This window comes from Alphaproteobacteria bacterium (genome assembly GCA_033344895.1).
Taxonomy (GTDB): Bacteria; Pseudomonadota; Alphaproteobacteria; order UBA8366; family Aestuariispiraceae; genus Pacificispira.
In genome coordinates this window covers 745,290-765,620 of record JAWPMN010000001.1, presented here as the reverse complement: position 1 = coordinate 765,620, position 20,331 = coordinate 745,290, and the positions used below count along the sequence as shown (strand labels likewise).

Below are 20,331 nucleotides of genomic sequence, written 5' to 3'. Positions count from 1 at the left end.
GAGGCGGCCCGTCATGCTGGAACTCCATGGCTACCGCGACAGTGTCTATTCCTGGATTGTGCGGCTGACCCTGCATGAAAAGGGGGTGGACTATCGCTGGGTGGAAGTGGATCCCTTCGCCCTGGTCGTGCCGCAGACTTTTCTGGACATGCAGCCGTTCTGTCGTGTGCCGGTGCTGGTTGACGGCGACTTTCAGATTTTCGAGACCTGCGCCATCACACGATACCTGGACGAGGCATTCGACGGCCCCCCGTTGCAGCCCACAACCGCACAGTCCCGGGCGCGACAGGCGCAAATTGTCTCCATCATCGACAGCTACGGCTATTGGCCGCTGGTTCGTCAGGTCTTTGTCCACGGCTGGTACCACCAGAAGTCCGGGGAGGAACCGTCACCGGAAGAATTGGCGACCGGGCTGGCGGCGGCGCCGCGGGTGCTGGGCGCCCTGGAACGGCTGGCCGCGCCGGAAGGGGTGTTTCTTCTGGGGGCGCTGCCGACGCTGGCGGATCTTCACGCCTTCCCGGTGGTGGACTATTTCGCCATGACCGAGCCCGGTGCAGACCTGCTGGGTCGCTATCCCAAACTGGCGGCCTGGCACACGGCGATGACAAAGCGCGAGACGGTTCAGAAAACGCGCCCGCATTTCGGCAGCTGACCCTTACGGATCGCGGCTCAGGCCCTTTGTGTCCAGCTCGTTCAGATAGGCCTGCCAGCGCTCCTCATACTCGAGGCCCAGCTCGTAGAGGTACTTCCAACTGAAGATGCCGGTATCGTGCAAGTCGTCGAATTCGATGCGCACGGCGTAATTGCCGACCGGCTCCATCTTCATGATGCCGACATGGCGGCGGCCGCTGACCAGTTTCTTCTGGCTGGGCGTATGCCCCTGGACCTCGGCGGAGGGGCTTTCGACACGCAGGTATTCGGCGGGATAGGAGAATTTCGCGCCGTCGTCGAAATCGACCTCCAGACGCTTTTCGGATTTCTTGTGGCGGATTTCGACCGGCCATGCCTTGGTCGAGAACCGGTCCGTTTCAGGGTCGCCGGTCATGCTGGTCAATCGGCCTTAATCTCGCGGGCCTCTTCCGGCAGCATGATCGGAATGCCGTCGCGGATCGGATAGGCAAGACCGGCCGTGTCACTGATCAGCTCCTGTGCGTCGGAATCATAGCGCAGCGTGCCATGGGTCACCGGGCAAACCAGAAAGTCCAGAAGCTGCCGGTCGACGCCTGGCGTCCCGGCGGTCGCGGGTCGGTCGTCCTTGGGGTCCTTGGCCATGGTCCGGTCTCCAACAGAAGGGGCGGCGATTACTGCTTAGCTTTCTCGCCGCCGCCCCCGCCGGTGTCAAGCACGGCCATCTCGACCAGGGCGGTCAGGACCTTGGCCCGGTCGCGCAGCGTTTCGGCTTCGAGCAGCGCCTGCTTTTCGGGCGGGTCGAAGGGGCAGATCATGGATAATGAATTCACCAGACGTTCGTCCGGGGTTTCCTTCAGGGCGGACCAACTGGCCTCAATCCCCTGAGACGTGAAATAGGCTTTCAGGCTCTTGAACAGGGCATCCCGGTCGACTGTCCGTTCTTCCGGCCCCGACAGGTCCGCTTCGAACCCCGTCCAGTCGGGCCGTACCCGCCGATACCCGCGCATGGTCGGGATCTCTTCGCCGGCCCGGAAGCGGCATACACCCTTGAGACTGATGAGGAAGCGACCGTCATCGGTTTCCTCGAACGCGGTGATCCGGCCGGCGCATCCCACCGGATAGATCGGCGGTTCCTTGCCGCTCTCGGCCCGGTCGCGTGGCTGGGTCATGCCGATCATGCGGTCCGCGGCCAGCGCGTCCTGGATCATGTTCAGATAGCGCGGCTCGAAAACATTCAGCGGCAGCAATCCGCGCGGCAGCAGCAGCACGCCGGTCAGCGGAAAGATCGGCAGCGTCGTCGGCAGGTCGTCAAAGTTTGGATCGAATTGACTCATCGCTCTGGCCAGGCCCGTGCCGATTGGCGGCGTTCGGGCATCCGTTACTGGTTTCCACCCAGGCCCTCGGGTCGTCGATCCTTGCGAACGTCCGGTCTCAGCTGAACAGCAGCGACGAAAGACGTCGACGGCCCGACACCACATTCGGGTCTGTCGGACCCAGGGCCTCGAATACTTTCAGTAACTGTAGGCGGGCCGCTTCGTCGTTCCAGCCCCTGTCGACCTGAATTATGTGCAAAAGATTGTCGATCGCGGCTTCGGACTGACCCATGGCAGCCTGTGCCTCGGCCAGGTCGAAGCGGGCCTGATGGTCGTTCGGGTTGGCTTCCAGCGCGGCTTCAAGCGGTGCCAGCTTGTTTTCCGCCTCGGCGGCCTTGGCCGCAAAGTCCAATGCCGCGCGGGCCGACGCGATTTCCGCCTCCTGGGCTTTCGCTTCCGGAACGTCGTCCAGCAGCGATTGCGCCGCCTCCAACTCGCCCAGCTTGATATAGGCCTGGGCCAGCTTGCCAAGAGCCTTCATGTTCTCCGGATCGTGTTCCACGACCTGCCCGAAGATCGCGGCGGCGCTGGCGAAATCGCCGGCTTCGACGGCCGCTTCAGCCTGTTCCATGGCCTGCTCGACAGGATCGTCCCCGGCCTCGCCGCCCGCGGCGGAGATCAGGCGGTTGATGAATTCCTTGATCTGGCTTTCGGGCAGGGCGCCGGCAAACCCGTCCACCGGGCGGCCGCCGACGAAGCCGAACACGGCGGGAATCGACTGGACGCGCAGCTGACCTGCGATCGAAGGGTTCTCGTCGATGTTGATCTTGACCAGCTTGACCTTGCCGCCGGCATTGCCGACCGCCTTTTCCAGCGCCGGGCCCAACTGCTTGCAGGGGCCGCACCACGGGGCCCAGAAATCGACGATGACCGGCGTCTCGAGGCTCGCTTCCATCACGTCTTCACGGAAGGTCGCATCGCTTCCGTCAACGATGGCGGCCGCCGCGGCCTGGGCGTCGGCTTGTCCGATCAAGGGTTCCATGGACGCTCTCCCACTTTTGTCTGGTTCCGCGCCGGGCGGGTCTGCCCGTCGCGGCGCATGTGATCTAGGCGCTTCCGGCGCCGTACTCAAGACCCGGATATCAATTCGATGGCGGGACCGGATCAGTCCTCCGTTAGCGGCTGTCCGAAATCGATACGCTGCGGATCGTATCCCTCCGCCTTCAGGAAGGTCAGGAGGTCTTCACATTTCAGGGTCGTCGTGCGGTCGTTGCGCAGGGGATGGCAGTTCACCAGCTCCTCCGCGAACAGTCCTTCATCCAGAATGACGGTCACCTGGCGGTCGGTATCATTGATCACGGCCAAGGGGGTCACGGCACCCGGGATGACGCCCAGGACATCCATCAGCAGATCCGGCGCCCCGAAACTGATCGAGCCCTGCGCGCCCAGCCGCTTGCGCAGCGCCTTCAGATCGACGTCGCGATCTTCCAGCACGGTGCACAGCCACAGCCGCTTCTTCCGGTCGCGCAGAAACAGGTTCTTGATATGCGCACCGTCCAGCCTGCCGCGCAGCGCCTGACTTTCCTCAACCGTGAAGACTGCGGCATGTTCCGTCGTTTTGTGGGCGATTCCCAACTCGGTGAGCCGCTGATAGAGATCCTGATCGGTTTTCGGCATGGCAACATCCTTCCCCAACGCAACGTGACGGGTCTTGCTAGCCCATTCGAAGGCCGCGGAAAACCCGCACTTGTGCGCCGTGAAGAAAATGTTGTGAAATCGGGCTTGCCATAGCGGGATCGATCCGTATATACACGCCCTCGCTTCGGCAACGAGGCACCGCCGACCGGCCGAACGGAGCCGGTGGCACACAGGATGCGGGCGTAGCTCAGGGGTAGAGCGCAACCTTGCCAAGGTTGATGTCGTGAGTTCGAATCTCATCGCCCGCTCCAGTGCCTTCTAAAAAGGCAATAGAAATCAAGACATTACGGGAAAAGTGTCCCACGCTGAAAAGCGTCGTGGGACACCTTGGCGTTACCAGTCCAGGGCGGACAGGTGTTGCATGGCGTCGGCGGCGAGGGCGGCGCGGCGGATTCCGGCGGTGTAGATTTCCGACGTCCTGGCCTCGCTGTGGCCGTGGATCGTCATGATGTGATACTGGCTGCACCCGGCCTGCGCCAGCAGATGGCCGGCGGCCTTCCGGATGCCGTGCGGCGACCGGTTCTCCAGCCCCGCCTCGCGGCACCATCTGCGGAAGACCTGACCCAGACTGTCCGGCGTCGAATAGGGCCGTCCGTGGTCGCTGAGAATGTAAGTCGGTCCCTGCACCGTCGCCGCGCGGGTGGCGGCGTAGAGTTGCGGCGCCATCGGAATCCGCACCGGCGACGATCCTTTCTTCGCCGGCTGCCAGCCCAGCCAGCGGACGCCGGCCTCGTCGAATTCATTGGCGCGGCCGAAGCCGACGACGTCGCCGATCCGGGCGGCCGTGAACATGAAGATCGTCAGCGCCAGGTATGGTTTCGTGCCCGGCGGGTGCGCCTGGCGAAAGCGCTGCAGGTCTTCCGGCGTCCAGGGCACGGCGCCGCCGCCCCCGCGGTTCAGCTTGCCGATGCCGGTGAAGGGATTCACATCGGCCCAGGCGTTTTCCATGCACCATTTGAACAGGCCCCTGCCGGCCTCCATCATGCTGTCGGCCCAGGCGGGCCGGTCGACCATGGAATCGCGCAGCTGCACCGCGATCGATGACGGCATGCCGCGCAGGGCGAATTCGCCCAGCGGCGCCCCGTCGACCAGGAAGTCGCGCATCTGGCCGTAGAGCAGGCGGCGTTTCTTCACGGTCTTTTCGTCGAACAGGCCGCGCGCGACCAGGCGGTCCAGGTGATCGAGGTGTTTGAAGGTCGCCCAGGCGATCGAGCCGCGTTCGGTGCCTGCCTCCGGCAAGTCTTCCGGCGTGATCCGGATGCCGCGCCGGGCGGCCAGGTAGCAGTCGCGGAATTGCGGGTGGTCGGGTGTGACGGAAAGCGGGATCCGCCGGGCCTTGTCGCCTTCGACGCGGACCCGATACCGCCGCGCGCCGGACGGCAGTTTTTCGATCAGCAGTCCGGGATAGTCGATCTTCACGTCTAGGTCTTCGGCCAAGGTCTCGGTCCCGAAGTCTTGCCGGGCTGCGCGGCGGCGTCAACCGGTTCGCCGCCGCCCGGATCCGCGAAGATCAGGCGGACCTGGCCCGGCGTGACGATACATTCCCGCAGACGCAGACCGGCCGCCGCGGCGACCTTGATCGCGCGGGTCATTTCGGCCTGGCTGACGGCTGGGCGGTTCATGGTGTCCGAATCCTCAGTGGTGCCGGACGTGGCGCATCAGGTTCCCCATCGCCGCGGCGGCAGCGGCACCCTCGTCGAGGGCCGGGAAGGTGCGCAGATTGTCATCGGACTGCCCGGTCCATTTCAGGACCGCCGTGCAGAAGGCCATCACCCGATTGTGCGCCTCGATCAGGTCCGCGCGCGGGATTTCGATCGTGTCGTCGTTCATGTGTCGCTCCTTATCGCTCCTGACGGTGGAACTGAACTTCCATACTATCGCCGTCATGTTCGATTATCCGATATCCGCAAGCTGCTGCGGTTCGCTCTACGTCAACGGGGCACAGGCAACACTCGTCTGGAATCGCTTCCGATCCATATTCCGGGTCGATCAAGACATTCTCAGCACCGAAACGATCTTTTGCCTCACGGATGCTGGTTAGTTCGACGCCTTCGCAAATGATTGAAACGCACATCGGTTGGGCCTCCTTTATGCCACGGCCGCGACGGCTTCGGTGGCGACTGCGTTGGCCCTGACGATCGCGGCGGCGACCGGCGGGCAGACGGAGTTTCCGCACATGCGGATCTGCGCCGTCTTGGTCATGGGCGATCCGTCCGGGTGACGATCGATCACGTATTCGTCCGGGAAGCCCTGGGCTCGGAACAGTTCGCGCGGCGTCAGCATGCGCATGCCGATGTCGACGATCTGATAATCCTGACCGGCGACCGTGACCAGGCCGAGGCGGGCCTTTGACGTCACTGTCGGCGCCGGGTCGCGCGGATCCGCGAGTTGGCCGCCGGTGCCGTAATACTTCATCAGGAAGGCGCGCACCTCAGCGTGATGTTGCCCTTCGGCCTGGACGGTTCCCAGCGGGTCCGAGACCGGCCGGCCGTCCTTGCAGCTGCCCTTGAACAGCGTCAGGTGCGACGTCACCAGCTGCGTCTGTGTCCCCCGCGTCGTCACGGTCGGCAGCGGCGTGTCCGCGCGGACACCTGTCACACCGCCGAAATGTTTGGCGAGGAACGCCGTGCATAGAGCGTGCTTGCCACCGCCGGATACGACGGTGCCGAGGGGTTTGTGGATGTCGAGGGCGCGCGGGGCCTGGCCTTGTCGCTCACCGTATCCTGTTTGGACCAGTGTCGGCGAAACCAGGGCCATTTCGCCGCGTTGTGCCGTCGTGATTGTCCGCAGCGGATCGTTGATGTCATAGACCCGGGCGTCGCCGCGATGCGTCAGCGGCACAATGAACGGGTCAGCCGCGTCGATCACATACCGCTTGAGCCCCCGGGCGATGCGCAGTTGCGTCGCCTCGGCCAGCGGTCGCGCACGATCGAAGATCGACGGGCAGGGTTGCGACCAATCGATGATCTCGGCCGCCGTGCGCCACGGCGCCAAGCGCCCCGCCCGCACGTCCGGATCATCCGGCGCGCCGTGCGTCGGTTCCGGCCAGCGGATCGGCAGGCCGTCGCATCGCGCGACCAGGAAAAGACGCTTGCGGATCGTCGGGGCACCGAAGTCGCAGGCGCGCAGTTCCTTCCATTCGACCTTGTAACCGAGGCGCCGGATTTCCCCGACCCATCGATCGAAGGTTTCCCCCTTGCGATCGGGACAGGGTCGGCCGTCCATGTCGACCGGACCCCAATCGCGGAACTCCTCGACATTCTCAAGACAGATCACGCGCGGCCGAACCCGCTTGGCCCAGAGAACCACGACCCAGGCCAGATCGCGGATGCTGCGCTTTGCCGGGCGCGATCCTTTCGCTTTGGAGAAGTGCTTGCAGTCCGGTGAGGCCCAGAGCAGCCCGACCGGTGGCCCGCCGGCGGCGCGTACAACGTCCATCGGATCCGCGTGCCAGACATTGGCGCAATAATGCACGGTGTCCGGATGGTTGACCGTGTGCATCGCGATCGCGTCCGCGTCGTGATTGATCGCGACATCGGGCGATCGGCCGAGGGCGATTTCGATCCCTGTCGAGGCTCCGCCGCCGCCGGCGAAACTGTCTACGATCAATCCATCCATCGGCTCAATTCTCCATTCCAAAGTGATCGGCCACAGCGTTGGCCGGTTGTCGCAGGCTTTCGTTTGTTCTATCGGTGTTCGCATGAGCGATTACACCTTGGGACAGCTTCATGAGGCGCGGACATGGGTCCATGTGACCTATCAGTGCGGGCGCGAGGTCTATATCGACGCCGCGCTGCTGGTGCTGAAATACTGGCCGATCACGCCGCTGCGGAACCTTCGTGATAAGTTCGTCTGCAAGGACTGCCGGGCCAAGGTCGCCGATGTCTGGATACTGCCGATGTACGACGAACATTGGCGTCGGCTGGAGTATCCGGGAATGGAAGACGATGCACCGACCCGTCATTGCCTCAATCCTTTGTCGGCTGATTGACGGACATTTCCGCGTCCGGGCGCGGCAGGTGCAGCCAGTGCGTCCAGACGCGGCTGGTTCGGAGGTCTTCAGGGTGTTCCGGCCAGTCGAGAATCGACCATCCATTGCAGGCGTTGTAGACGGCGTAGCATTCGGTCGACATGTCGGCGTCGCGGGGAAAATCGGCGATCGGCTGCGGGATCATGGTCCTTCTCCTGTCGTCAGCGCACGCGCAGGGCGGCGATGGCGGGGCCGGTGAGGGTGAGGTCTGTGGCGCGGGCGGCGAGGCGGTCGAGCAGCGCGGCGGCGTCCATCGGCCAGGGCTGCGGGCGCAGCGCCGACCAGCGCGGCGGGTCCGGCATGTCGGCCGGGCGGTCGGGATGCGGGATCAGCGCGCGCCATTCGATGGCCGCGGCCAGGCTGTCGGCCTGGGCGATCAGGTCGGCCTCCGCCGCGTCGGGCGGGTCGATTCCGACCGCCTGCCAGATGGCCGCGTCGATCGGTGCCGTCAGCTGCTGCAGCGCGGCCGCCATGTCCGGACCGCCGACCCGGATCAGCGCCGTGCGCAGCTGGCGCGTCAGGTCGCCGATCGCCGCCTCATGGAAATCATGCAGCAGCGCCAGACAGCACAGCCGCGCCGAGGCCGCCGCCGGGCGGCGGTGGATCAGCACCTGTTCGACCAGCACCGAATGCGCGGCGACCGACCATATCTCCGACGGCGTGCCGCCCCCGAAGCGCGCGATCTTGGCCAGGCGGTCCGCCATGGCCGGCAGGTCGACCGCGCCCGGATCCGGCGCCAGCAGGTCGAACCGCCCGTCGCCCAGCGGGATCTGCGTCGCCGCCCAGGGTTCTGTCGGCGTGGCCTGAAGGCCCGCCAGGGCCGCGCCCAGCGAGTAGTCGGTCATGCCGTCCCCCTTTTGTGTTCGGGCGCCGCCGCATGCCAGGCACAGGACACCGTGATCTCGACCCGGCGGCGGCCGTCGGCGCGGGCCCGCTGACGGTGCAGTCGGACCCGCGCCTTACCGTCCAGCGGCGCGGCGGGAAGCCGCACCGGCGAGTCGCCGGACGGGGTTCTGTTCGGTGTCGGAGGGGCGGGCGGCACGGCGCCCTTGCCTGCGGGAAGGGCGGTCATTCGGTTCTCCAACGGGGTTCGACGGGGATGGCCAGGACGGCGCAGACGGTTTCGATGGGCTGTCCGGTTTGGGCGGCGATGGCGTTGGGCGGCCATCCGAGGCGGCGCAGCTGCCGGATTCGCCCGGCCGCCGCCGGTTCCTCGATCGTCGTCAGGGAAGGTGGCGCCATTGGCCGTGGCGGCGCGGCGACCGTGATCAGGTCGACGACGCGGCCCAGGGATGTCACCGCCCGCACCATCGGATCAGCCTTTCCGGAACCGGCAGACGAGGCCGGTGATGGTTGTGCCGTCGATCAGGACCGACAGGCGGAGCGGGGCGCCGTTGCTGGCGCGGTGGATGGCGGTGACCGGCCCGGCCTTGCCGGTGGTCAGGTCGACCGCCGTGTCGCGGTCTTTCCAGGCCGGCGACAGGGCCGGCAGGCGGCGCGGCTGGATGCGGATGATGTTTCCCATGGCCGCCCCCTATGCCGCGGCGCCGTGCAGGCGCGCGGCGCGGGTCTTGGCCTCGGCGGAAAAGCGGTCGATGTCGCGGGCCGCGAAACCTTCCTGCAGGAGGTCGTCGCGGGTGCAGTCCCCGCGCTCCCCCCGAATGCGGAACATCGCGCCCGCCATGCGGGTTATCAGGTCCTGCTGCTTTGCGTCGCTTGTCACGGTGATCTCCTCAATGCCGTTGCAGATAGGAGATCAGCGCGTCATGCAGATCCGGGTCGCCGTAGAAAAGTGCGATCAGCAGCCCGACCACGAACCAGAAGCCGCTGATCGACGGCCTGTCGAACTTGATCCAGGTCTTGCTGCGGGTCGGCGTCTCCTTGACTCCGGCCGTTTCGGGTGTGTCCGTCATGCGGTGCCTCCCGGTCGCCCCCGCCCGGCCGGGGAAGGTCCCGAAGGACCCGCCCCGGCCGACCGGCGGACCGACGCGACTGGCGTCCGTGAGGGGGGGGAGGGTGCCCGCCGGTGTCAGATAACAAGCATACTTGATATTCGAATGTCAAGCATACTTGTTATTGCGGCGCGTACTCTGTCGGAACACGCGACGGGAGAAGGTCCCATGAGATCATCAATAGAAGTGGTGTCCGACTATGTGGTGACGCGGGCGTCGGTGACGATCGCCTTGCCTGGAAAACACTCGGAACACGGGCCGGTGAGGGATGTCGATACTGTGTATGATGACCCGGCCGGTGAGTGGCTGCCGCTGGGGCTGCTGATAAGATATGTCGATGCCGTCGGCGAGATATCCTCCCGGCGAGTGACCGTTTACTCATGCCGGTTTAGCGATAAGGGCGACCCGCGCCTGACCGGCTATTGTCACTTAAGAAAAGCGAAACGGAGCTTCCGAGCCGATCGCATCCTGGAGGCGGTCGATGCTGTGACAGGGGAGGTCTATTCGCCTCCATCCGCGTTTCTGGAGCATTTTGGGTTTTCTGCCGTCGATGCTTCACCCGTCGATCAGACGGCGGCCGCTATCCGCGCAGCGCAGCATGGTCTTACGGTTCTGGTATTCCTTGCGCGCTGTGACGGTCACGTACATCTCTCGGAACGGGACGTCCTCCATCAATACTTGATCGATCGGGCGTTCGAATATGAGATAGACGTTGATAGGGCCAATGTGTTGCTGGATCGTTTCGCGCCGGACGCGGCTTCCATGATGGCGAGTGCAACCCTTCTAGCGAAAGGTGCAGGCGAAACCAGTCTGGAACGCGTGCTGCTATTAGCTGCGAGAATGATCGATGCCGACGGTGTGATAGATGAGCAGGAAGCGAAGTTTGCTGTTGAACTGAAATCTGTCCTGCAGGATATCACGCTTGCGTGCTAGGTATTGTCTGAAAGTATGCTTGTCATATTCAGGTACCCCTGAGGCGCGGTGTGATAGACCCTATCGAGTTGAGTATGTTCCTGACGGATCGGGTGTCCGCGGCAGAATCTCGCGGGCTGCGCCTTGAGGTATCGAGCGATTTCGAGTTGCTCTATTCGCTGGAACTGGACGGGCATTCTCTTTCCCCGATGTTCCATCCCCGGCATTTCGATCTGCGCGACGAGACAGGATTCTGGATCGCCGGAAGAGATGCGTCCGGCCGGGTCGTTCATGTCCAGGCGATCCGGGTGCAGTCTCCGGGCCTGGGTGGTCTGGACAATCTCTGGGAAAGTGAGTTTCGGCGCCTGTTTCCGCTGGCTCCGCGTGCCGGTACGGTCGCGGCCGAGGGCGCGCAGATGTTCGGGCAGGTGACCTATCACGGCGAACTGTGGCTGCATGAGTCCGTGCGCGGGGCAGGATTTGGGCCGCTGTTGGCGTCTGTTGGACTGGCGTGCGCTGCGATCCGCTTCGATCCGGACCATTGCTATGGCTTTGTCGAAGATCCGAACGCCTGGTCGGGTTACGCGTTCCGGGAGGGGTTCTTTACTGTGAAACCTCTGTCTGAAGGTTGGCGCCGGGCGGAAGGTTTTCTGTTAGAAACGGATTGGATTGTAACGATGTCCAGAGATGACCTGCGGCGCCTTGTCGAGCGAGATCGGCGGCAAGTGCAGTCGTACACCCGACGACAGTTTGTGCCGCGTAATGAATGGGAAGCACCAGACGGAAGTAACTGACGAGCGTCGGCCTTCCGTGGATGTCCAGAATTCCAGAAACTCTTTCCGAGACGATTCGGCCCTGGGCGGCTTGATAATAGGCCGACTTCACGGCGCGTTCCAACGCCACGTCCGGCAACCCGGTCGATCCTACCAGATTGAGAGCATAGTCGCGTCCATATGCGCGCGCCGTCGTCGTTTGGTCGCCGCAATGGATGTAGGGCGCTCCATCCCGGGTCGTGGCAAACAGCTGCAAATGGGGCAACAGGTGCCTGAACCGTTCGGGCGCGGCGTTGGCGTCGCCGCGCGCGTCGCGGGCAAACAAAAGGGCGTCCCGGAACGTTGGTGACAGGTCCGCCAAGTGAACCGGCGGGATTGGTTCAATACGCCATCTAGCCATTGGCCGCTTCTCGACGGGAAAGGGCCCCGCGCATCATTCTGGCGACCGTATTCACATAGGACAGGGTGTCGTCGATCTGATTTGCTGTCAGGTGTTCTAGGTCGGTCCCGTACATGGCTTCGATTCGGTATGCAACCAACGCGTCGATTCCGACGCATCGCACCGAGTTTTTTAGGATGGATCGCCGCGCTTCAATCGGAAGCGGGGTTGCCTCTTCTAAAAGTGCTCGAAGCCGCGATGACAGCTTCTCCTGGCGGGACGGCATAGGAGGAGTCCTGTTCTTTTTTACGGGTGCAGCTTATCGCATAGAAAGCTGTGGTCAATTGGTTTCGCGTTTTAGGTGCAGTTAGGAAATCAACCTCAGGGTCCTCTGAATCATCTCGTCCCTGGCGTTGGATTCGACGGCGGCGGCATACTTGAACAGTACCCCGCACATCTCGCTGAATTTCTCCGGCGGTAGCTGCTTGCCCTGAGATTGTAGATGGGAGGAGGCGGTGCGGATGATTTCAACCATATCCGCTTCGCTGAGTGGCTCCGCATTGAGGGGCGTGACCCCTTCGGATTCCAAAAAGTCTTGGAACGCGTCCAGTCCGTCCGGGCCGTCGTCGGCGGATGGCAGGTGTTCCAGGAGTGCCATGGAGAAGTCCCGAATCTGGTCCGGTTCAATGTCGAATCTCAACCCGTTCTCGAACCGGCTGAGGGTAGTCATTAATACGTAGGTGACGCGGAGTGCATAGGTTTTCGTTGCGTCGTCCCCGTTGTTTGGGTCGGGATCTCGCGGGCCGATTCCGAGCGTCAGCCATTCCGCCCGAACCTTCAGGGCGCGGATAAGATGACCGATGTTCTCGCCCTTTGGGGACGTAGCACCGGACTCCCATTGCGAGACCGCTTGCGCGCTGACGCGGCACAGTTTCGCGAGTTGCGCCTGGTTGAGACCTGCGGATTCCCGCGCCTGTTTAATTCTGTCGCCGATGGTCATGCGGCGGTTAGTAGCTTGTTTCGAATCAAGCATGCTTGACATTCGAATAACAAGCATGCTTTACATTCGGGCATGTCAAAGCTCATGCTCCCTATCGTCAGAGAGGCGGTCGAGATTGTCGGCGGGGTCAACGTCCTTGCCGCAAGGGTCGGGATCGCTGTTCAAAACTTCTATCAGTGGAAGGAAATTCCGCCGCGCCGGGTGCTGGCGATAGAGGCTGCGACCGGCGGCAGGATCAGTCGATACCGGATGCGCCCCGATATCTATCCGCCCGGCGATGTCGCCGGCCATGGCGGCGAGGCGGCGCAGGGCGAAGGAGAAGCGGCATGACGCATACCGCGACCCTGGTCCTGGACCCGTCGCCGCTGCTGGCGGCGCTGAATCAAGCCAGTCCGGCGCTACCGGCGCTTGCCGATCTTCCCGAAGGAATTCGCGAGAGTCTTCTTGAAATCGTCCAGGGCGGTTTCGGCCGTGCGGATGCCGTCGAGAAATTTGTCCGCCTGGATATCGATCCGGGTGCCGCAACCGGGGCAGGCGAAGTGGTCGTGCGCCTTTATCCAGGCGACGGATTGCTCGGTCTTCTGGCCGCATTTCGGGCAGGGAATCGGGATGCGCTTGTCGTCGAACAGTCCGGATTTGGGCATAACGAAACTCCCGAGGGTGATTGAATGAACACGTCACCTTACACGGGAAAGTGCGGGCGGGGAACGGCATCATGCCGCGTCCCGCCCGCCGCCTGGGGCGGTTCCGGAAGATCGTATCCGCCCGGCGATGTCGCCGGCCATGGCGGCAAGGCGGCGCAGGACGAAGGCCTCGGCGGGCAGGGTGCCGGCCAGGCCGGTCAGGTCGTCGGCCAGCGCGCGCAGGGTCTGCGCGGCGGCGGTTCGGGTTCGGCGGGTTGTTCGGGGGCTGCTGTGTGTCATGGCGCCATGATGCCAGGCGCGGCGGGGGAAAACCTATGACCGCCATATACACCGATCTTTCCCCCGAAGGCGTCGAGGTCGGACGCCGGATCGCCGCGCGCGTACGCGCCGCCGGTCCGGTCAAGGCTGTCGCGCGGACTTTCGGGGTCGCGCCGGCGACGGTGCGCAGCTGGCGGGACGGGAACCCGCCGCAATTCCGCCATCTGCTGGAAATGGTCGGCCTGTGGGGGCCGGGATTTCTGGAGGATGTGTTCGCGCCTGTCCTGACCGACGGGGACATGGCGGCCACCGCGCTGGCGGCGCGGATCAAGTCTGATGTTCAGCGGCTGGAGGGCCTTATCAATGACAGAAGTGACCCGCGCGGCGAAGGGCGCGGTGCTGTGGATCCGGATCGTGCTGCTGCGCCTGGCGCGGCGGGCGACCCTGCGGTCGGCGGCGCGGGCGCGGGATTCCGCGGCGGCGTCGCTGGCGGCGTCGGACGCATTCGAGGCGCGGTTGCGCGCGCTGGTCGCGGCGCGGCAGGCCTTGCGGTCGCCGCGGCGCTGATCTGCGCCAGCCTGACGCCGGACCGGGCGCAGGCCGATGGCGACCCGATCGGCGGCGACTGGGCCCGGCGCGGCAAGCCCGCGCGGGTCCTGACCATCGGCAAAAACTAGGAGGGGGCCAGATGCCGACGCTATCCGACGACCAGATCACCGACTGTGCCAGGGAGGTCGGCACGGCGCTGTTCCTACACCGGCAGTCGAACGGCGGAAACGGCATTGAGGCGGTCCTGATCCTGCTGGCCGCGGCGGCCATGCTGACCGCCGCCGGTGCCCGGGACGACGCTACCCCGGGCGATCAGGAGAGTATTTCGAACGAGGCAGCCGAAGCCCTGAAGGACCTGATGATGCAGGCCTTCCGCGAGCGGTTCGGCGCCGTCAACTAGGAGGGCCAAGCGATGGCGGATGACGTGAAACGGGACGAGGCGCCCCTGTCCGATCCCGGGCCGAAACCCCGACTGGAATTCCATCCGCCGGACAAGCTGATGATCGACGAACGCTATCAGCGCAGCGTGTCGACCAAGCGCGGCAAACAGCTGATCGGACGACTGGTCGAGGAATTCTACTGGCCGTTCTTCGGCGTGATCATCGCGACGGATAACGGCGACGGAACGTTCTGCGTCATCGACGGGCAGCACCGTGCCGAGGCGGCGCGGCAGCGGGCGGACATTCATTCCGTCCCGGTCATGGTGATCGAGGAAATGTCCCTGGCCGAGCAGGCGGCGGCCTTTGTCGCGATCAACGAGAACCGCGTCCGGTTGAACGGGCTGCAGGTCCATCATGCCAAGGTCCGCGCCGGAGACGAAACGGCGGTCGCGATCGACGCGATCTGCCGGGAGGTCGGCCTGACCATCTATCGCAACATTCCGTCGCGGCAGCACCTGAAGGCCGGGCACACCATGGCGGTCGGCGCGGTCTATGCGGTCTACGAGACCCATGGCCCGGCCGTCCTGCGCCGGGTGCTGGCCTGCATGCTGAAGGCCTATCCGGATACGGCGGACGACCTGCGCGCGATCCCGATCAAGGCTGTTGCGGCGTATCTGGGCACCAATCCGCAGGCCGATGACGCGTCCGTCGTCCGGTTCCTGCGGCGGCGCGATTCCGAAAGCTGGCAGGAGGCCGCAAGGACGGTCGGCAAGAATGAGGGAATCACGACGGTCGGCGCCCTGGCGCAGATGTTGGTTACCGAACTGCAACCGGCGGCGGAACAGCCCGCCCTGGAACGGGGGGCGGCATGACGGGGCATACCGACAACGGGCGGGGCGGGCTGCCGGTCGGCCCATTGGGCCGTCCGGCCTATGGCCTGACCGCCGGTCAGCGGGATTGCCTGGCGGTGATCCAGGAACTGACGGCCGTCGACGGGCGCTGTCCCAGCTATGCCGAGATCGCGCGGGAAATGGACCTGCCCCGGCGCAGCGCGGTGAAGGGCCTGGTCGACGGGCTGATCGAGCGCGGCTGGCTGTCGCGCGTGCCGGGGCGGCGGCGGTCGCTGGTGCCGCTGTTGACCCTGCGCCTGCCCGACGGGGCGGACCGCCCGGTCGCCGGGCTGACCGATCGCGGGCGCGCGGCGGCGGAAGGGAGGGCGGCATGACGGGGCATACCGATACCGGACGCTGGACCGAGGCGGAGGATCTGCGCCTTCGGGAATTGTGGCGCACCGGCCATACGGCGGCGCAGAGCGCGCAGATCCTGAGCGACGAGTCCGGGCGGGAGATCACCCGGTCGGCCGTGCTGGGGCGGCTGTACCGGATGGGCCTGTCCAAGCCGCGGGTGCGGACGGTTCCGGCCCCGGTGGAGGACGGGAAGGCGGAAGACGGGAAGCCGGACGACGGCAGGACGGAAGGCGGCGGATCGGCGGTCCGGCGGGCCCTGGGAATGGATGGCCGGATCATCCCGCCACCGAAAACCTGTCAATGGCCCCATGGCCAGCCCGGGACGGACGGCTTTCATTTCTGCGGATCCGACCAGGTCGTGCCCGGCAAACCCTATTGCGCCGATCATTGCCGCGTCGCCTATCGGCAGCCGCGGGACGCATCGGCCGAAGGTCCGGCGGAAGACCGGGCCGAACACCGGGTGGGGGATGCGGCATGACACCGGCGACGGCGGCGAACGGGCTGCGGCCCGACGAGCGCGAGGCGGATTGCCGCGCGGTGGCGGCGGCGATCGAGGATTACTGGCGGTCGCGCGGCTATCCCGGGATTCGCGTCCGGTATTACCGCCGGCCGACCGGGGCGGGCGGGGCGCCCGCAGGATACGACCTGCGCACCAATCTGGGCCCGGACGGCTATCCGCCGGGGGGGGCGGGTGACGGTTTCACGGGTGGCGGTTTCAGGGGGGACGGCCCGGAAGGCGCCCCCGGGTGACGTGCCGCCCCAAAGAAACATCCCCTTGAAGGCGCGGTCGCTGATCGTACTGAACGCCATCCAGGACATCCATGCCGCCGGCAAACGGGCGGATTACGGCAGCGTCGTCCGTGCGACCGGCCAATCGAAAATGACGATACAGCGCGCCCTTGGCGACCTGACCGGGGCGGGCCTGATCGAGACGCAGGGCGGTCGCGGCACGCGCGGCGGCATGCGCTTCCTGCCGGTCGAATCCGGCGTCACGAAGGAGACGGGGCAATGCACCTGACCGAAACGAGCATGCGGATGATGCGGGCCAGCGGCGCGCTGGACATGGCCTGTTACGAGGGGTCCGGCAACAGGCGCGGCTGGCGGCGGGCCCTGCGCCGGGGCGCGCGGCGGGCGGCGATCGTCGCCGGCGGTCTGGCGGTCGGCGCGGCGGTCGGGGCGGCGCTGCTGTTCTGGGCGCAGGCGGCCGAGGCGCAGGGCGCATCCTGCGGTCACCGCCAGGCGGTGGTCGAGCATCTGCGCGCGGGTTTCGACGAGGTTCCTACGGCGGCCGGCGTGACCGGCAGCGGCTATATGGCCGAAGTCTTCCTGTCGCCCGACGGGGCCACCTGGACCTTTGTCGTCACCCGCCCGGACGGGATTTCCTGTCTGGTCGCGGCGGGTCACACCTGGGAACAGGGCGAGGTCCCGAAGGCGACGGGCGAAGGGCTTTGACCATGGCGGACGCCATCGCCCCGGCGCTGTCGACCCGGGCGGCCGGACCCGACCGTCCGACCATCCTGGACGGCCCCGCCCTGCCGGTTCTGGGATCGGGGGCGTCGGCGCTGTACCGGTTGGGGCCGTGCCGGGATTGCGGCGTGCTGGTCGTCGGCACACAGCCGGTGCCCCCCGGTCCCGCGGGCCCGCGCTGCGGCGACTGTACCGCGGCGGCGGTGGCTGGCGGCGCGCCGGGCACGGATCTGCGCACCTATCTGCGCCGCGCGCCGGCGGTGTTCGGCCTGCCGTTGGATGTCATCGTTCATGGGTCTGCGGTCGGGTCGATCCGAGCGCGCGATGCGGTGTTCTATGCCGCCCGGCTGCAGGGCTGGTCCGTCGCCGATCTGGCCCGCGACTGGGGCTGCAGCAAGGGTCAGGCATGGGTCTATGTCGGTCAGGCGCGGTTCTGGGCAAAGAACGATGCAGGCTTCCGCGCGCGCCTCGCCGCGCTGCAGGCGGGAGAGGGAATATCGTGACGGACGTTACCGGTAACGCATGGTTGGTGATGCGATGACGCAGGCTGTCGTTGATGAAGATTCGGGCATGCGGGTGTCGCGCCGCCGGCGGAAGCCCCCTTACAATGCCGAACTGGAATGCGCCTTTCTGGGGGCGGTGCTGCGTCATCCAAAGGTGATTGACGCAATCCCGCCCGGCTTGGCAGAGCACCATTTCTATGTGCCGGAGCACGGTGTCCTGTGGCGGGAGATTCTGCGCCTGCGCGATGGCGGGATGGATGTGTCGCCCGCGACGCTGGCCGGGTTTGTCGATCGGGAACCCATCTTTCGCGAGGTCGCCGACGAGCCGAAGGCATGGCTGTACGAGATGGCTATGAATGTCGTCACGGTGATGAACGCGTCGGAGTATGGGGCGACGATCATCGATCTGGCGATGAAGCGCGAGATGATCGGTGCGGCGCGGGATCTGGAGGATATGGCGTTCGATCCGCAATGCGGGGAGAGTGCGGCGGAACTGCTGTCGGCGCATGAATCGGCGCTGTTGCGGTTAACGGACGGCACCCCGGCGCGGATCGGGTCGCGGTCGCTGTCCGACGTGCTGTCGGAAACGATGTCTGGCATCGACGCGGCCATGAAGCACGATGGCGCGGTTCTGGGCGTGCCGACCGGATTTCACGATCTGGACCGGATGACCAGCGGGATGATGGGCGGGGACCTGATCGTGCTGGCCGGGCGGCCCAGTATGGGGAAATCGACCCTGGCCTATAACATCGCGTTTCACGTCGGCCGTGCCCAGGCGGCACTGCCGGCCCGTGACGAAGCGGGAAGCGTTACCGGTAACGCCGGGACCGAAACGCGGGGCGCTGTGCTGATTTTCAGCCTGGAAATGAGCCAGGGGCAACTTGCTAAGAAATGCCTGTCGGCCATGTCCGGCCTGCCGACGCAGGCGATGGATCGCGGTGACCTGCGGTCGGATCAGTACGAGACCCTGGACCTTGCCGCCCGCGGCGCAAGGCAGTGGCCCGTATTTCTGGACGATGGTGGCGAGGCGTCCGCGGCGCATATCCGGCTGGAGGCGCGGCGGCTGGCGCGGCGCATCGGGCGGGTCGCGCTGATCGTGGTGGATTATCTGCAGATCATGGGCGACGGCGACGGGTCGGACCGCGGACCGAACCGGGCGGAGATGCTGGGCCGGATTACCCGGAGGTTGAAGGCTGTGGGCAAGGAACTGAATTGCCCCGTCCTGGCGCTGTCTCAGCTGTCCCGCAAGGTCGAGGATCGCGAAGAGAAGCGGCCGGGGCTGGCCGATCTGAGAGAAAGCGGCGCCATCGAACAGGATGCCGATCAGGTCTGGCTGCTGTACCGGCCGGAATACTACCTGATCCGGGAAGGCGACCCGGTCAAGCGGTCGAACGAGTCGGAGGAAAAGTTCGCGGCGCGGCAGGATGCGTATAACGGCGCGCTGGCGGAATGCCGGGGGACGGCGACTCTGATTATCGCAAAGCAGCGTATGGGGCCGGTCGGCGACGTGGTGCTGGGTTTCGACGGCCGTGCCAGCCGGTTCTCGAATATGGGCGAGGTCGAGGGAGTTTCATGAGCATCAGAGCGATGACGGCTGTCTGGGACCATTCCGCCGCGGAAGGGCCGATGTTGCTGGCCTTGTTGGCGATAGCGGATGTTGTCAATGACGAGACCTGGGAAGGTTGGGTCGGGATGGCGACCATCGCGCGGCGCATGCGGCGTGGTGAAAGGGCCGCCGAGCGCGCCGTTGCGTCGCTGGTGTCTATGGGAGAGATCGAAATCGTTGGACGGCACGGCAAGAGCCGCGTCAACATCTATCGCATTCTGACGGGCCGTGCGCGCCATGGCGCCGCGCAAGGTCAGTCCGGACCATCCGAGGAAGGGCCAGAGCGGCCGAGTGAGGATGTCGGACCCGTCAGAAACAACGGGGTCAACCCGTCAGAAATGACGGGGTCAGGCGGCCCCCCAACCCGTCAGAAACGACGGGGTCAACCCGTCAGAAATGACGGGGGCAACCCGTCAATAATGACGGGTGCCTATATAGAAACCCATCCTTATCCATCCAGTTCCACCCCGTCGCGCGGCGAGAACGAGACCGGGAAGGATGGTGATCGGTCGCGGCGGTGGTGTGTGTTGGGAGAGGCGCTTGGGCTGGACCCGTCCCGCAGTCCCGCGGACTTCAACAAGCTTCGGAAGGTTGCCGAATGCTGGGCCGGGTTCGATCTGGATCGGGTGGTCCTGCCGGCCCTGGAGGAAGGCCGCACTGCTCTGGAAAGGCAGGGGAAAGACGCCCGTCCCGGTGAAGTCGGATGGAAGTATTTTGACCCGATCGTGCGGCGCCGTGGCGAGCAGGACGCAGCCGATATGCGCGCTCAACGGCTGACGGCGGGGATGTCGGGGGAAGCGCAGAAACGGATGCGCGCCGTGGCGTCGTATCTTCGAACCGGATTGTGGTCCGGAAATTGCGCGCCGCCCGCGGAAGACGAGATTTCGGCAGTCCGGCGCAGATACGCAGATGCGGGTTTGGAGAAGCTGATCGAGGCGCGTCATGCGGCAGAGTGAAATCAATTCTTGCACCTACGATGCCCCACCACGA

At 65.4% G+C, this 20,331-nt stretch carries 36 protein-coding genes and 1 tRNA gene; 18 read left to right on the top strand and 19 right to left on the bottom strand.

Features of this window, described 5'->3' with window-relative positions; genetic code table 11:
* Nucleotides 1-13: 13 nt before the first annotated feature.
* Nucleotides 14-652: a glutathione S-transferase family protein gene (locus tag R8L07_03700; GenBank protein MDW3204624.1), complete on the top strand. Its 639-nt coding sequence runs from the start codon at nt 14-16 to the stop codon at nt 650-652.
* Nucleotides 653-655: 3 nt separating this feature from the next.
* On the opposite strand, the gene R8L07_03695 is transcribed toward R8L07_03700, so the two are convergent.
* The 5 genes from R8L07_03695 to R8L07_03675 form a co-directional block, all read right to left on the bottom strand.
* A complete protein-coding gene (locus R8L07_03695; protein MDW3204623.1) occupies nt 656-1,045 on the bottom strand; it encodes a DUF971 domain-containing protein in 390 nt (129 codons plus the stop codon).
* Between the two features lie 5 nt (nt 1,046-1,050).
* Nucleotides 1,051-1,272: a Trm112 family protein gene (locus R8L07_03690; protein MDW3204622.1), complete on the bottom strand. Its 222-nt coding sequence runs from the start codon at nt 1,270-1,272 to the stop codon at nt 1,051-1,053.
* 29 nt (nt 1,273-1,301) lie between these two features.
* Nucleotides 1,302-1,964 (bottom strand): LON peptidase substrate-binding domain-containing protein, encoded by a 663-nt coding sequence (locus tag R8L07_03685; GenBank protein MDW3204621.1) that lies wholly within the window; start codon nt 1,962-1,964, stop codon nt 1,302-1,304.
* A 97-nt stretch (nt 1,965-2,061) separates the two neighbouring features.
* Nucleotides 2,062-2,985 carry a co-chaperone YbbN gene (locus R8L07_03680; protein ID MDW3204620.1) on the bottom strand — a complete coding sequence of 308 codons (924 nt, stop codon included), beginning with the start codon at nt 2,983-2,985 and terminating at the stop codon, nt 2,062-2,064.
* A gap of 122 nt (nt 2,986-3,107) precedes the next feature.
* On the bottom strand, nt 3,108-3,620 hold the full coding sequence (locus R8L07_03675) for a prolyl-tRNA synthetase associated domain-containing protein (protein ID MDW3204619.1): 513 nt from the start codon (nt 3,618-3,620) through the stop codon (nt 3,108-3,110).
* Nucleotides 3,621-3,817: 197 nt separating this feature from the next.
* On the opposite strand from R8L07_03675, the gene R8L07_03670 reads away from it, so the two are divergent.
* Nucleotides 3,818-3,892: transfer RNA gene (locus R8L07_03670), tRNA-Gly, on the top strand.
* Nucleotides 3,893-3,974: 82 nt separating this feature from the next.
* Here R8L07_03670 and R8L07_03665 read toward each other — a convergent pair.
* From R8L07_03665 to R8L07_03650, 4 genes are all read right to left on the bottom strand, one after another.
* The gene (locus tag R8L07_03665) at nt 3,975-5,078 is read right to left on the bottom strand and encodes a tyrosine-type recombinase/integrase (GenBank protein ID MDW3204618.1); all 1,104 of its coding nucleotides are present in this window, start codon (nt 5,076-5,078) and stop codon (nt 3,975-3,977) included.
* Nucleotides 5,063-5,263 (bottom strand): hypothetical protein, encoded by a 201-nt coding sequence (locus R8L07_03660; protein ID MDW3204617.1) that lies wholly within the window; start codon nt 5,261-5,263, stop codon nt 5,063-5,065. The genes R8L07_03665 and R8L07_03660 overlap by 16 nt, the downstream gene beginning before the upstream one ends.
* A gap of 13 nt (nt 5,264-5,276) precedes the next feature.
* A complete protein-coding gene (locus R8L07_03655; GenBank protein ID MDW3204616.1) occupies nt 5,277-5,471 on the bottom strand; it encodes a hypothetical protein in 195 nt (64 codons plus the stop codon).
* Between the two features lie 258 nt (nt 5,472-5,729).
* Nucleotides 5,730-7,259 carry a DNA cytosine methyltransferase gene (locus R8L07_03650; protein ID MDW3204615.1) on the bottom strand — a complete coding sequence of 510 codons (1,530 nt, stop codon included), beginning with the start codon at nt 7,257-7,259 and terminating at the stop codon, nt 5,730-5,732.
* Between the two features lie 82 nt (nt 7,260-7,341).
* Between R8L07_03650 and R8L07_03645 the strand changes: the two genes are divergently transcribed.
* Nucleotides 7,342-7,632, top strand: a complete 291-nt coding sequence (locus tag R8L07_03645) for a hypothetical protein (GenBank protein ID MDW3204614.1) — start codon at nt 7,342-7,344, stop codon at nt 7,630-7,632.
* On the opposite strand, the gene R8L07_03640 is transcribed toward R8L07_03645, so the two are convergent.
* The 7 genes from R8L07_03640 to R8L07_03610 are packed head-to-tail and all read right to left on the bottom strand — an operon-like array spanning nt 7,610 to nt 9,584.
* Nucleotides 7,610-7,816 (bottom strand): hypothetical protein, encoded by a 207-nt coding sequence (locus tag R8L07_03640; GenBank protein ID MDW3204613.1) that lies wholly within the window; start codon nt 7,814-7,816, stop codon nt 7,610-7,612. The genes R8L07_03645 and R8L07_03640 overlap by 23 nt on opposite strands.
* 16 nt (nt 7,817-7,832) lie before the next feature.
* Nucleotides 7,833-8,516 carry a hypothetical protein gene (locus R8L07_03635; GenBank protein MDW3204612.1) on the bottom strand — a complete coding sequence of 228 codons (684 nt, stop codon included), beginning with the start codon at nt 8,514-8,516 and terminating at the stop codon, nt 7,833-7,835.
* Nucleotides 8,513-8,743, bottom strand: a complete 231-nt coding sequence (locus R8L07_03630) for a hypothetical protein (protein ID MDW3204611.1) — start codon at nt 8,741-8,743, stop codon at nt 8,513-8,515. Before R8L07_03630 ends, R8L07_03635 begins: the two co-directional genes overlap by 4 nt.
* Nucleotides 8,740-8,982, bottom strand: a complete 243-nt coding sequence (locus R8L07_03625; GenBank protein MDW3204610.1) for a hypothetical protein — start codon at nt 8,980-8,982, stop codon at nt 8,740-8,742. Before R8L07_03625 ends, R8L07_03630 begins: the two co-directional genes overlap by 4 nt.
* Nucleotides 8,983-8,986: 4 nt before the next feature.
* Nucleotides 8,987-9,196, bottom strand: coding sequence for a hypothetical protein (locus R8L07_03620; GenBank protein ID MDW3204609.1), 210 nt, complete (start codon nt 9,194-9,196; stop codon nt 8,987-8,989).
* 9 nt (nt 9,197-9,205) lie between these two features.
* The gene (locus R8L07_03615; protein ID MDW3204608.1) at nt 9,206-9,394 is read right to left on the bottom strand and encodes a hypothetical protein; all 189 of its coding nucleotides are present in this window, start codon (nt 9,392-9,394) and stop codon (nt 9,206-9,208) included.
* 10 nt (nt 9,395-9,404) lie between these two features.
* Entirely contained in the window at nt 9,405-9,584 is a 180-nt protein-coding gene (locus tag R8L07_03610; GenBank protein MDW3204607.1) for a hypothetical protein, read from the bottom strand.
* A gap of 207 nt (nt 9,585-9,791) precedes the next feature.
* Here R8L07_03610 and R8L07_03605 point away from each other — a divergent pair, with 207 nt between their 5' ends.
* Entirely contained in the window at nt 9,792-10,556 is a 765-nt protein-coding gene (locus tag R8L07_03605; GenBank protein MDW3204606.1) for a TerB family tellurite resistance protein, read from the top strand.
* Between the two features lie 74 nt (nt 10,557-10,630).
* On the top strand, nt 10,631-11,329 hold the full coding sequence (locus R8L07_03600) for a hypothetical protein (GenBank protein MDW3204605.1): 699 nt from the start codon (nt 10,631-10,633) through the stop codon (nt 11,327-11,329).
* 371 nt (nt 11,330-11,700) lie between these two features.
* Here R8L07_03600 and R8L07_03595 read toward each other — a convergent pair whose 3' ends face one another.
* Complete coding sequence (locus R8L07_03595; protein MDW3204604.1) at nt 11,701-11,973, bottom strand: hypothetical protein; 273 nt, start codon at nt 11,971-11,973, stop codon at nt 11,701-11,703.
* A gap of 81 nt (nt 11,974-12,054) precedes the next feature.
* Entirely contained in the window at nt 12,055-12,720 is a 666-nt protein-coding gene (locus tag R8L07_03590; protein MDW3204603.1) for a helix-turn-helix domain-containing protein, read from the bottom strand.
* Between the two features lie 51 nt (nt 12,721-12,771).
* Here R8L07_03590 and R8L07_03585 point away from each other — a divergent pair, with 51 nt between their 5' ends.
* Both R8L07_03585 and R8L07_03580 read left to right on the top strand, forming a co-directional pair.
* Entirely contained in the window at nt 12,772-13,017 is a 246-nt protein-coding gene (locus R8L07_03585; GenBank protein ID MDW3204602.1) for a Cro/CI family transcriptional regulator, read from the top strand.
* Nucleotides 13,014-13,355: a hypothetical protein gene (locus R8L07_03580; protein MDW3204601.1), complete on the top strand. Its 342-nt coding sequence runs from the start codon at nt 13,014-13,016 to the stop codon at nt 13,353-13,355. The genes R8L07_03585 and R8L07_03580 overlap by 4 nt, the downstream gene beginning before the upstream one ends.
* 45 nt (nt 13,356-13,400) lie before the next feature.
* Here the strand turns inward: R8L07_03580 and R8L07_03575 are convergent, their stop codons facing one another.
* A complete protein-coding gene (locus R8L07_03575) occupies nt 13,401-13,610 on the bottom strand; it encodes a hypothetical protein (GenBank protein MDW3204600.1) in 210 nt (69 codons plus the stop codon).
* Nucleotides 13,611-13,645: 35 nt separating this feature from the next.
* Between R8L07_03575 and R8L07_03570 the strand changes: the two genes are divergently transcribed.
* The 11 genes from R8L07_03570 to R8L07_03520 are packed head-to-tail and all read left to right on the top strand — an operon-like array spanning nt 13,646 to nt 20,297.
* Nucleotides 13,646-14,266 (top strand): hypothetical protein, encoded by a 621-nt coding sequence (locus tag R8L07_03570; GenBank protein MDW3204599.1) that lies wholly within the window; start codon nt 13,646-13,648, stop codon nt 14,264-14,266.
* An 11-nt stretch (nt 14,267-14,277) separates the two neighbouring features.
* Nucleotides 14,278-14,538 carry a hypothetical protein gene (locus tag R8L07_03565; GenBank protein MDW3204598.1) on the top strand — a complete coding sequence of 87 codons (261 nt, stop codon included), beginning with the start codon at nt 14,278-14,280 and terminating at the stop codon, nt 14,536-14,538.
* A 12-nt stretch (nt 14,539-14,550) separates the two neighbouring features.
* Nucleotides 14,551-15,390, top strand: coding sequence for a DUF6551 family protein (locus tag R8L07_03560; protein ID MDW3204597.1), 840 nt, complete (start codon nt 14,551-14,553; stop codon nt 15,388-15,390).
* On the top strand, nt 15,387-15,743 hold the full coding sequence (locus R8L07_03555; protein ID MDW3204596.1) for a hypothetical protein: 357 nt from the start codon (nt 15,387-15,389) through the stop codon (nt 15,741-15,743). Before R8L07_03560 ends, R8L07_03555 begins: the two co-directional genes overlap by 4 nt.
* Nucleotides 15,740-16,243, top strand: a complete 504-nt coding sequence (locus tag R8L07_03550; GenBank protein ID MDW3204595.1) for a GcrA family cell cycle regulator — start codon at nt 15,740-15,742, stop codon at nt 16,241-16,243. The genes R8L07_03555 and R8L07_03550 overlap by 4 nt, the downstream gene beginning before the upstream one ends.
* Nucleotides 16,240-16,515: a hypothetical protein gene (locus tag R8L07_03545; protein MDW3204594.1), complete on the top strand. Its 276-nt coding sequence runs from the start codon at nt 16,240-16,242 to the stop codon at nt 16,513-16,515. Before R8L07_03550 ends, R8L07_03545 begins: the two co-directional genes overlap by 4 nt.
* Nucleotides 16,516-16,540: 25 nt before the next feature.
* The gene (locus tag R8L07_03540; protein ID MDW3204593.1) at nt 16,541-16,783 is read left to right on the top strand and encodes a hypothetical protein; all 243 of its coding nucleotides are present in this window, start codon (nt 16,541-16,543) and stop codon (nt 16,781-16,783) included.
* Complete coding sequence (locus R8L07_03535) at nt 16,774-17,217, top strand: hypothetical protein (GenBank protein MDW3204592.1); 444 nt, start codon at nt 16,774-16,776, stop codon at nt 17,215-17,217. The genes R8L07_03540 and R8L07_03535 overlap by 10 nt, the downstream gene beginning before the upstream one ends.
* A 2-nt stretch (nt 17,218-17,219) precedes the next feature.
* Entirely contained in the window at nt 17,220-17,735 is a 516-nt protein-coding gene (locus R8L07_03530) for a hypothetical protein (GenBank protein ID MDW3204591.1), read from the top strand.
* A 34-nt stretch (nt 17,736-17,769) separates the two neighbouring features.
* Entirely contained in the window at nt 17,770-19,311 is a 1,542-nt protein-coding gene (locus R8L07_03525) for a replicative DNA helicase (GenBank protein ID MDW3204590.1), read from the top strand.
* Nucleotides 19,308-20,297, top strand: a complete 990-nt coding sequence (locus R8L07_03520; protein ID MDW3204589.1) for a hypothetical protein — start codon at nt 19,308-19,310, stop codon at nt 20,295-20,297. Before R8L07_03525 ends, R8L07_03520 begins: the two co-directional genes overlap by 4 nt.
* The last annotated feature ends 34 nt before the right edge of the window (nt 20,298-20,331 follow it).

Excerpts from the sequence above, each read along its gene's own strand:
- R8L07_03700 (MDW3204624.1), top strand. The coding sequence starts at position 14 with ATGCTGGAACTCCATGGCTACCGCGACAGTGTCTATTCCTGGATTGTG.
- R8L07_03695 (MDW3204623.1), bottom strand. The coding sequence starts at position 1,045 with ATGACCGGCGACCCTGAAACGGACCGGTTCTCGACCAAGGCATGGCCG.
- R8L07_03690 (MDW3204622.1), bottom strand. The coding sequence starts at position 1,272 with ATGGCCAAGGACCCCAAGGACGACCGACCCGCGACCGCCGGGACGCCA.
- R8L07_03685 (MDW3204621.1), bottom strand. The coding sequence starts at position 1,964 with ATGAGTCAATTCGATCCAAACTTTGACGACCTGCCGACGACGCTGCCG.
- R8L07_03680 (MDW3204620.1), bottom strand. The coding sequence starts at position 2,985 with ATGGAACCCTTGATCGGACAAGCCGACGCCCAGGCCGCGGCGGCCGCC.
- R8L07_03675 (MDW3204619.1), bottom strand. The coding sequence starts at position 3,620 with ATGCCGAAAACCGATCAGGATCTCTATCAGCGGCTCACCGAGTTGGGA.
- R8L07_03660 (MDW3204617.1), bottom strand. The coding sequence starts at position 5,263 with ATGAACCGCCCAGCCGTCAGCCAGGCCGAAATGACCCGCGCGATCAAG.
- R8L07_03655 (MDW3204616.1), bottom strand. The coding sequence starts at position 5,471 with ATGAACGACGACACGATCGAAATCCCGCGCGCGGACCTGATCGAGGCG.
- R8L07_03650 (MDW3204615.1), bottom strand. The coding sequence starts at position 7,259 with ATGGATGGATTGATCGTAGACAGTTTCGCCGGCGGCGGCGGAGCCTCG.
- R8L07_03645 (MDW3204614.1), top strand. The coding sequence starts at position 7,342 with ATGAGCGATTACACCTTGGGACAGCTTCATGAGGCGCGGACATGGGTC.
- R8L07_03640 (MDW3204613.1), bottom strand. The coding sequence starts at position 7,816 with ATGATCCCGCAGCCGATCGCCGATTTTCCCCGCGACGCCGACATGTCG.
- R8L07_03635 (MDW3204612.1), bottom strand. The coding sequence starts at position 8,516 with ATGACCGACTACTCGCTGGGCGCGGCCCTGGCGGGCCTTCAGGCCACG.
- R8L07_03630 (MDW3204611.1), bottom strand. The coding sequence starts at position 8,743 with ATGACCGCCCTTCCCGCAGGCAAGGGCGCCGTGCCGCCCGCCCCTCCG.
- R8L07_03625 (MDW3204610.1), bottom strand. The coding sequence starts at position 8,982 with ATGGTGCGGGCGGTGACATCCCTGGGCCGCGTCGTCGACCTGATCACG.
- R8L07_03620 (MDW3204609.1), bottom strand. The coding sequence starts at position 9,196 with ATGGGAAACATCATCCGCATCCAGCCGCGCCGCCTGCCGGCCCTGTCG.
- R8L07_03610 (MDW3204607.1), bottom strand. The coding sequence starts at position 9,584 with ATGACGGACACACCCGAAACGGCCGGAGTCAAGGAGACGCCGACCCGC.
- R8L07_03605 (MDW3204606.1), top strand. The coding sequence starts at position 9,792 with ATGAGATCATCAATAGAAGTGGTGTCCGACTATGTGGTGACGCGGGCG.
- R8L07_03600 (MDW3204605.1), top strand. The coding sequence starts at position 10,631 with ATGTTCCTGACGGATCGGGTGTCCGCGGCAGAATCTCGCGGGCTGCGC.
- R8L07_03595 (MDW3204604.1), bottom strand. The coding sequence starts at position 11,973 with ATGCCGTCCCGCCAGGAGAAGCTGTCATCGCGGCTTCGAGCACTTTTA.
- R8L07_03590 (MDW3204603.1), bottom strand. The coding sequence starts at position 12,720 with ATGCTTGATTCGAAACAAGCTACTAACCGCCGCATGACCATCGGCGAC.
- R8L07_03585 (MDW3204602.1), top strand. The coding sequence starts at position 12,772 with ATGCTCCCTATCGTCAGAGAGGCGGTCGAGATTGTCGGCGGGGTCAAC.
- R8L07_03580 (MDW3204601.1), top strand. The coding sequence starts at position 13,014 with ATGACGCATACCGCGACCCTGGTCCTGGACCCGTCGCCGCTGCTGGCG.
- R8L07_03575 (MDW3204600.1), bottom strand. The coding sequence starts at position 13,610 with ATGACACACAGCAGCCCCCGAACAACCCGCCGAACCCGAACCGCCGCC.
- R8L07_03570 (MDW3204599.1), top strand. The coding sequence starts at position 13,646 with ATGACCGCCATATACACCGATCTTTCCCCCGAAGGCGTCGAGGTCGGA.
- R8L07_03565 (MDW3204598.1), top strand. The coding sequence starts at position 14,278 with ATGCCGACGCTATCCGACGACCAGATCACCGACTGTGCCAGGGAGGTC.
- R8L07_03560 (MDW3204597.1), top strand. The coding sequence starts at position 14,551 with ATGGCGGATGACGTGAAACGGGACGAGGCGCCCCTGTCCGATCCCGGG.
- R8L07_03555 (MDW3204596.1), top strand. The coding sequence starts at position 15,387 with ATGACGGGGCATACCGACAACGGGCGGGGCGGGCTGCCGGTCGGCCCA.
- R8L07_03550 (MDW3204595.1), top strand. The coding sequence starts at position 15,740 with ATGACGGGGCATACCGATACCGGACGCTGGACCGAGGCGGAGGATCTG.
- R8L07_03545 (MDW3204594.1), top strand. The coding sequence starts at position 16,240 with ATGACACCGGCGACGGCGGCGAACGGGCTGCGGCCCGACGAGCGCGAG.
- R8L07_03535 (MDW3204592.1), top strand. The coding sequence starts at position 16,774 with ATGCACCTGACCGAAACGAGCATGCGGATGATGCGGGCCAGCGGCGCG.
- R8L07_03530 (MDW3204591.1), top strand. The coding sequence starts at position 17,220 with ATGGCGGACGCCATCGCCCCGGCGCTGTCGACCCGGGCGGCCGGACCC.
- R8L07_03525 (MDW3204590.1), top strand. The coding sequence starts at position 17,770 with ATGACGCAGGCTGTCGTTGATGAAGATTCGGGCATGCGGGTGTCGCGC.
- R8L07_03520 (MDW3204589.1), top strand. The coding sequence starts at position 19,308 with ATGAGCATCAGAGCGATGACGGCTGTCTGGGACCATTCCGCCGCGGAA.